This is a genomic window from Mesorhizobium sp. M4B.F.Ca.ET.203.01.1.1, from assembly GCF_004791025.1.
Classification (GTDB): domain Bacteria; phylum Pseudomonadota; class Alphaproteobacteria; order Rhizobiales; family Rhizobiaceae; genus Mesorhizobium; species Mesorhizobium abyssinicae.
Window position 1 is genome coordinate 1 of the sequence record NZ_SRUO01000285.1, and the last position, 285, is coordinate 285.

At 68.4% G+C, this 285-nt stretch carries 1 protein-coding gene; it reads left to right on the forward strand.

All coding sequences use genetic code 11. The annotated features are described in order from the left end of the window. Nucleotides 1-285: trehalose-6-phosphate synthase (locus EN846_RS34710; RefSeq protein ID WP_210236170.1), on the forward strand; the 285-nt coding region annotated here is incomplete at both ends.

Below are 285 nucleotides of genomic sequence, written 5' to 3' on the forward strand. Positions count from 1 at the left end.
GCTGAGCATCGCGCTGGCCGTTGTCCTGGCGCCGACACTGGCGTCGGCACAGTCCACGCAAAACACCACCACGCCGGCCGGCACCGCCGCCACCAAGACCGCGGTGAAGAACCTGCGCAACAGCCTGCGTGACCGCCAGCTGGCGATCGGCGTCGACCGCCTGGATTATTCCAAGGGCCTGCCCGAGCGCTTCCTCGGCTTCGAACGGTATCTTGAGCGCCATCCGGACCAGCGCGGCTCGCTGACCTACCTGCAGATCGCCCCGGTCTCGCGCGGCGATGTCAC